This window comes from Paenibacillus alkalitolerans (genome assembly GCF_016482785.1).
GTDB lineage: Bacteria > Bacillota > Bacilli > Paenibacillales > YIM-B00363 > Paenibacillus_AE > Paenibacillus_AE alkalitolerans.
Genome location: NZ_JAEMXM010000026.1, coordinates 65,959 through 72,249, shown reverse-complemented (window position 1 = coordinate 72,249; position 6,291 = coordinate 65,959). Strand labels below are relative to the sequence as shown.

Annotated in this window: 6 protein-coding genes; 4 read left to right on the top strand and 2 right to left on the bottom strand. The window is 53.0% G+C overall.

Going from position 1 to position 6,291, the window contains the following annotated elements; translation table 11 throughout:
* Window positions 1-79 precede the first annotated feature (79 nt).
* Window positions 80-1,285 (bottom strand): MFS transporter, encoded by a 1,206-nt coding sequence (locus tag JET16_RS25850; RefSeq protein WP_199622252.1) that lies wholly within the window; start codon window positions 1,283-1,285, stop codon window positions 80-82.
* Between the two features lie 131 nt (window positions 1,286-1,416).
* Between JET16_RS25850 and JET16_RS25845 the strand changes: the two genes are divergently transcribed.
* The 3 genes from JET16_RS25845 (at window position 1,417) to JET16_RS25835 (ending at window position 4,046) form a co-directional block, all read left to right on the top strand.
* Entirely contained in the window at window positions 1,417-2,067 is a 651-nt protein-coding gene (locus JET16_RS25845; RefSeq protein ID WP_199622237.1) for a spore coat protein, read from the top strand.
* 87 nt (window positions 2,068-2,154) lie between these two features.
* Window positions 2,155-3,420 carry a CapA family protein gene (locus JET16_RS25840; RefSeq protein WP_199622224.1) on the top strand — a complete coding sequence of 422 codons (1,266 nt, stop codon included), beginning with the start codon at window positions 2,155-2,157 and terminating at the stop codon, window positions 3,418-3,420.
* On the top strand, window positions 3,417-4,046 hold the full coding sequence (locus JET16_RS25835; protein WP_199622221.1) for a fumarylacetoacetate hydrolase family protein: 630 nt from the start codon (window positions 3,417-3,419) through the stop codon (window positions 4,044-4,046). Before JET16_RS25840 ends, JET16_RS25835 begins: the two co-directional genes overlap by 4 nt.
* A gap of 18 nt (window positions 4,047-4,064) precedes the next feature.
* On the opposite strand, the gene JET16_RS25830 is transcribed toward JET16_RS25835, so the two are convergent.
* Complete coding sequence (locus JET16_RS25830) at window positions 4,065-5,246, bottom strand: HD-GYP domain-containing protein (protein WP_199622219.1); 1,182 nt, start codon at window positions 5,244-5,246, stop codon at window positions 4,065-4,067.
* A 294-nt stretch (window positions 5,247-5,540) separates the two neighbouring features.
* Here JET16_RS25830 and JET16_RS25825 point away from each other — a divergent pair, with 294 nt between their 5' ends.
* Window positions 5,541-6,128: a guanylate kinase gene (locus JET16_RS25825; RefSeq protein WP_199622217.1), complete on the top strand. Its 588-nt coding sequence runs from the start codon at window positions 5,541-5,543 to the stop codon at window positions 6,126-6,128.
* Window positions 6,129-6,291: the final 163 nt, after the last annotated feature.

The window sequence follows — 6,291 nt, the reverse complement described above, 5'->3', positions numbered from 1 at the left end:
AATTTTTTTATGCTGTATTTCTTCGCTTGTATTCATGCGCCGCCGATTTACACAATCGAACGAGGGGCAGTCGGAGGCGCTATTTCGACGGGGAGGGCGTGTTACCTCGCAGCGTGAACCAAGCCCATGACGCGTTCATTAGCAGCAAGATGCATGCAAATATAAAGATTCCCCTAATCCCAATCAGGCCGGACAATACGCCTCCAGCCAACGGGCCGAGTATGTTCCCTAGACTTAGAAAGCTGCTGTTGAAACCGAAAGAGCGGCTTTCCATACCGTCCGGCGTATACTTGCGCAGCAACGCGTTAACCGAAGGAAGCAGCCCGCCCATAAATAGCCCAAGCGTGAATCGGGCGCCTATCAACTGCCAAACATTGGTGACAAGCGCTTGCGGAATGAAAGAGAGTGCGGCTCCAAGCAAACACACGGCCAACACCTTCTCGTGGCCGACGCGGTCGGCGAGCCGGCCTAACAATGGCGAAGCGGACATGTTGGCGAACCCCGTGATCGAACCGACAAGTCCGGAGAAGAACGCCAGCCTGTACTCCCCGTGAAGCTCTTGCACGAACAAAGGGATTAACAAGAGGGAGCTGAGCAGCGATACTTGAATGCCGACCGTCAACGCGAACAGCGCGGGAATTTGCTTGGCTCGGACAAGCCTTCGAAAGCTGTCCGCAAGCGACATGCTCGTTCCGCTCCTTGCTTCTTTCGCGTTAAAACTTTCTTTAACCACAAGCCATGCAAGCAGCGAGGCAATCAGAAGGAGTCCTCCTGTGATATAGAAGATCGGCCGGTATCCGACCCATTCGGCCAACAGTCCGCCGATGAACGGCCCGAGGATCGTACCCGCCACGGCGCCCGACTGCATCATTCCCATTGCAAAGCCCATGCGATGCTTCGGGGCGGACGCCGACATCAACGCCGTCACCGCCGGAATAAAACCGGCGATTACACCGTTAGCCATACGAAGGAACAGCAGCTGCCATGCGTTTGTCGCGAAACCCATCAGCAAGAAGACGAGAGACATCCCGAATCCGGAACGCAGAAGCATAATTTTTCGTCCGTAGCGGTCCGCCAATCCGCCCCACAGGGGCTGGAAAATAAAAGCGGTTAAAAAATTGCTTGCGAAGATCGCATTGGCCCACCAAGCGACTGCCTTTGGGTCCGTTACTCCGAGATCTTCCTGTATGTAAAGGGATAAGAACGGAATGATCATCGTCATGCCTGACATGACGAGAAACTGGCCGAACCAGAGCACCGCCAAATTGATTTTCCAACGTTCCATGGGACATGTTCGCTCCTCTCGATCTCACATATTATACACGAAATCCTTCATGCATAATTTTCCGAAACGCGGGCCAAAGTAATGAAGGCGAAATGCCAAACCTATCCAATTGCTTGGAGGAGATGACGACATTGACTTTCGGTGCTCATGAGGTCATGGAAACCTCGGAAATGTTGCGGGAGAAAATGAACTTTATCAATCACTTGGCCATGTACGAACAGGAAGCGCAGAGCGAGCAGCTTCGTTCGATGATTCGCCGGCACATGGAAAGCGCCGTCGCCGCATACGACCAAATGGTTGCGTACACTCACGATTACAGCGCCCGATTGGGAACGCAGCCCGCTTTCCCGCAACCTGACGTCAACATTGACCGCATTAAATACGGGCTTCGAAATCCGCAGCCGATGGCTCCGCAGCGAACCGGCCGCTTAAACGATACGATGATCCAAGATGCGTTGCTGTGCGGGCACAAAGCGTCCGCAATGAGCCATCTTCAACGCGGCCTCGAAGCGGCGGATCCGAATCTGCGCCAAATGTTCCTTAACGGTGCGATAACATGCTTCAACCAAGCATACGAAGTGTTTTTGCAAATGAATCAGCAAGGCAGCTATCAAGTGCCTTCCATGGACGGTCATACCGCAAAAACGTATCTCCACGCTTTCCAACCGATGCAGCAGCAGCAGTACCAACCGATGCAGCAGCAATATCAACAGGTTCAGCAACAGCAGCAATTTCAACCGGCGCAGTATCAACAGCATCAAGGAACGTACTACAATCAGTAAGAGAAAGCAATAAAACGGGAAGCGCCGCGCAGGCGCTTCCTTTTTTGTGCTATAATGATAGAACGTATACATAAGAGGAGTATTGGAATGAATCGCAGTCGGCTGGAAACGATGCGCGATCGGCGAGGGAAGCGCCGTCGGCGTCTATTGGCTATAAATCTATGTTTGTTGGCAGCGGTCGGAGCGGTGCTCGTTTGGAATGCCGCGATGTCCGGAATCGCAGGCGAACGCGGGGCCGGAACTCCGCCGGAAAATCGTCAGGCGGAGAACGACGGGACGAATGCGGCGACCGGACCGGACGATGATGGACAAGGCGGCGAAACCAAAGAGAAACAAGAGACGGGAGAGTCGGAAGAGGGCGCTGCGGATAGCGGGAAAGCAACCGGTCAAGATGGTCAAGTGCGGTTGGCGTTCGTCGGCGACGTATTACTCGGGGAGTATGTAGGCAAGCTGATGAGCCGTCACGGATACGATTATCCCTATCAACACGTGCGTGCTCTGCTTCAAGATGCGGATGTGACGGCGGCCAATTTGGAGACGGCCGTCACTGCGGCTCAAGAGAAGCCCGGTTTGAAGACATACGAGTTTTCAAGCGCACCAGAATCGCTCCCGGCGTTTGCGGACGCAGGGTTCGATCTCGTCAGCTTGGCCAACAACCACTCCATGGATTTCGGTCCGCAAGGTTTGCGGGACACAATGAGCAATTTGACCGCCAACGAGTTGAAGTATGTAGGCGCAGGAGAGAACGTCGATGAGGCGAACGCCCCTGTGTTTATTGAGAAGAACGGGCTCACCGTGGCATACCTCGGCTTTAGCCGGGTCATTCCAACCGAGAAGTGGAAAGCGCGCAAAGACAGGATCGGCTTGGCTGAAACATACGACTACACACGGCCCGTTGACGAGATCAAAAAGGCGCGGGAACGCGCTGATGTTGTCGTGGTGATGGTGCATTGGGGCGAAGAACGAAAGCTTGAAGCGCATCCGAAGAAACAGACGGAGCTCGGCAGAAGATTCGTGGACGCGGGCGCCGATCTTGTCATAGGCTCCCATCCGCATGTGCTGCAAGGGATCGAACACTACAAAAACAAGTGGATCGTCTATAGTCTTGGGAACTTTATTTTTACAAAATCGACAGATACGCTCACTTACGATTCCGGCATTCTGTATGCGGACTGCGGCAAGTCGGGCGATTGCGGATTGCGGCTGTTGCCTGTAAGGGCCGATACGCCGCAGCCGGTTCCGATGGAAGCGGATAAAGCCGTCAAGGTGTTTGACCGGGTGTCTTCCTTGTCGGTCGGTGCCAGCTTGAATGAAGAAGGCTATGTAACGAAGGATGAGGCGGGAGAACAATGACGAAGAGACAATTTCATAACGTTTATTGTGTGGGAAGAAACTATGCGGAGCACGCGAAAGAGATGGGGAACGCGGTTCCTGAATCGCCGCTTTTGTTTATGAAGCCGTCCCATGCGGTCGTGCCGATGGAGGGCGAGCTCGCGCTGCCCGGCGGAGCCGGAGACATTCACCACGAAGCGGAGCTCGTGCTGCACGTCGCGAAGCCGTATGCACCGGGTGCGCGCGTGGAGGATTTGGTGGACCGGATCGGACTCGGTCTCGATTTGACGCTCCGGGATGTGCAGTCGGAACTGAAAAAGCAGGGGCACCCGTGGCTCCCTGCGAAAGGATTTCGCGGTTCCGCGCCGCTCACCGCGTTGTTCCCGTTCCCGGGTACGGAACGGGTGACAAACACCGAGTTTTCACTGCGAAAGAACGGTGAAACGGTGCAGCGCGGGTTTGCGCGCGACATGATATTTCCGCTCCAAACGCTCGTCGACTTTATCGGCAGCCGATTCGGACTCGGAGCGGGGGATCTCATCTTCACCGGCACTCCCTCCGGAGTCGGCAAAGTAAGCGGCGGAGACCGCCTTGAATTATACTGGGACGGCGCGCTGCTTGGCGCCTTGACAGTGCGGCTGCAATAGCGGCCGCACTTTTTGTGCTCACATCGCCTCTTCAGGCAGTTGGTCTTGATATGTATCCCGAATGCGAACGATCTCGGGAAGCTGCTCGAAGAAGGCGTCCACAACGCGGGGGTCGAAGTGTTGTCCCCGTTCCTCCTTGAACAAATTCAGGATTCGATCGAGCTCCCACGCCTTCTTGTACACCCTGTCGCTCGCCAGCGCGTCGAATACGTCCGCGATCGCCGTAATGCGGCCGAATATGTGGATCTCTTCCTCTCGCAATCCGTTCGGATAGCCTTTGCCGTTCCACTTCTCGTGATGCTGCGATGCGACGACGGCAGCCGTCTTCAAAATACGGCGGTTTGAATTTTTCAACAGATTATATCCGATGACGGTATGGGCTTTCATGATGTCGTACTCTTCGTCGGTCAGCTTGCCGGGCTTCTTCAAGACGGAGTCCGGAATAGCCACTTTGCCGATGTCGTGCATCGGGGAAGCCATCTTTAACAACTCCGCATCTTCTTGCGGCATGCCGAGCCCGAGCGCAAGAACGTAGGAGTATTCCGCCACTCTCTTGACGTGATTGCCGGTTTCTTTCGAACGGCTTTCGCCGATTTCGCCCATCGTGAAAATAATTTCCCTCTGGGTTTCTTCGATTTCGTTCTGAAGCATGACGGACTCGATCGATTTCCCCGAATAGGACGCGGCCAGCGTCAAATACTCAAGGTCTTTCCCGGAAAACACTTCCGCTTCGGTCATCTTGTTTATCGCTTGATATGCCCCGATAATGACGCCGTCGTTGTTCCGGAACGGCACGACCATCATCGCTTTGGTGCGGTACCCCGTTCGCTTGTCCACGGCGATTGCGCCGCTCAGCAGCACGTCGCGGTAAACGGTGTCGGTATAAGCGTCGTCAATGAATATCGGCTCGCCCGTTTCGACGGCGTGGCCGACCAGTCCGGACCGCAGCGGCAGGCGGATTTCCTTCACCCCGTGCGCCACCGTTGTAAACAGTTCTTGCGACCGCTCGTCGATGAGCCACACGGAACAACGGTCGGCTACGACCATTTCGCGTCCCATGTTCGCCATTAGGATCAATACGTTATCCAAGGTGCGCTCGTTGGCGATTTTGGCTGTGTAATCGAAAATTACTCTGAGCATCTGCTCGGAGGTCAAGTCTCGTTTAAACCTGGGAAACTCCAGTTCATGGGCTTCATGCATAAGGAATGACAGGCACCTCTCCATTAGCGAATCAATTGCAACCTTATTGTAGCAGAGCGTATGGTGCAATTCGATTATTTTTTTAAAAGCGGCAAAAATTTTTTGAATATTTCGACTAGTCATTATATGATTAAGAAGAGCATATGTTTATAACTCTAGAATTTGTAAGTTTACACGAAGAAAACAGCAAGTCTAGAGATTCAAGAAAAACTTCCTCTAAACGCGAAAGAAGTTTTTCTTACTTTTACGGTGGGAGCATTCTGGGGAGAAGGAAAACGACGGAGGTGGCCAAAGATGGCGGAACGCAAAGAAAGCAAATACTTGTTCGTTTTCACGGGTCCCGACGGTTCCGGCCGGACGACGGTTGCCGATGCGGTCGGGCTGACGTTCGGCTTGCGGAAGGTCATTTCGTATACCACCCGCAGAAAGAGACCGGTAGAAGAGGACGGACAAGATTATCATTTCGTCACGGAAGAAGCGTTCGACGAAGCGGTGAAGCGTGGAGAGTTCGTGGAACACATTACGATCGACGGGTTTCAATACGGTATTAAAGGCAAAGATATTGAAGCTCTGTTCGAGAAAGGCAGCGTTTACGTCATCCTGAACCGGCATGGAGCGGATATTCTTCGGAACATCTACGGTGATAACGTGGTGCGGATATTCTTGTACGCGGATCGAAGCACGGTTACCGACCGGCAAAGGTCATACGGCTTGGAAGAATCGGAAATCGAGCGCCATATGGCCCACTATAGCGATGAGATGGCATACGGGCCGTTTTGCGAGCATTCGGTGGAAAATATCGGCGATCTCGGTCACACGGTGTTTCATGTCGCCAATGTGCTGGAGGAATATTTGCAGAGGGGTTTATTGGAGAAGGATTGAATAAAAAAATCGCGGGTAGACGCACTCCATGTCCGGTTTCGGGCACGGGGTGCGTTTTTTGTGTTATATTATTTTACTTAATCTATGAAATAATTAATGTTGTTAATTTAAATGTAATATTCATGTAAGATATTTTCTGAAAACTTCAAGAGACACATAATTT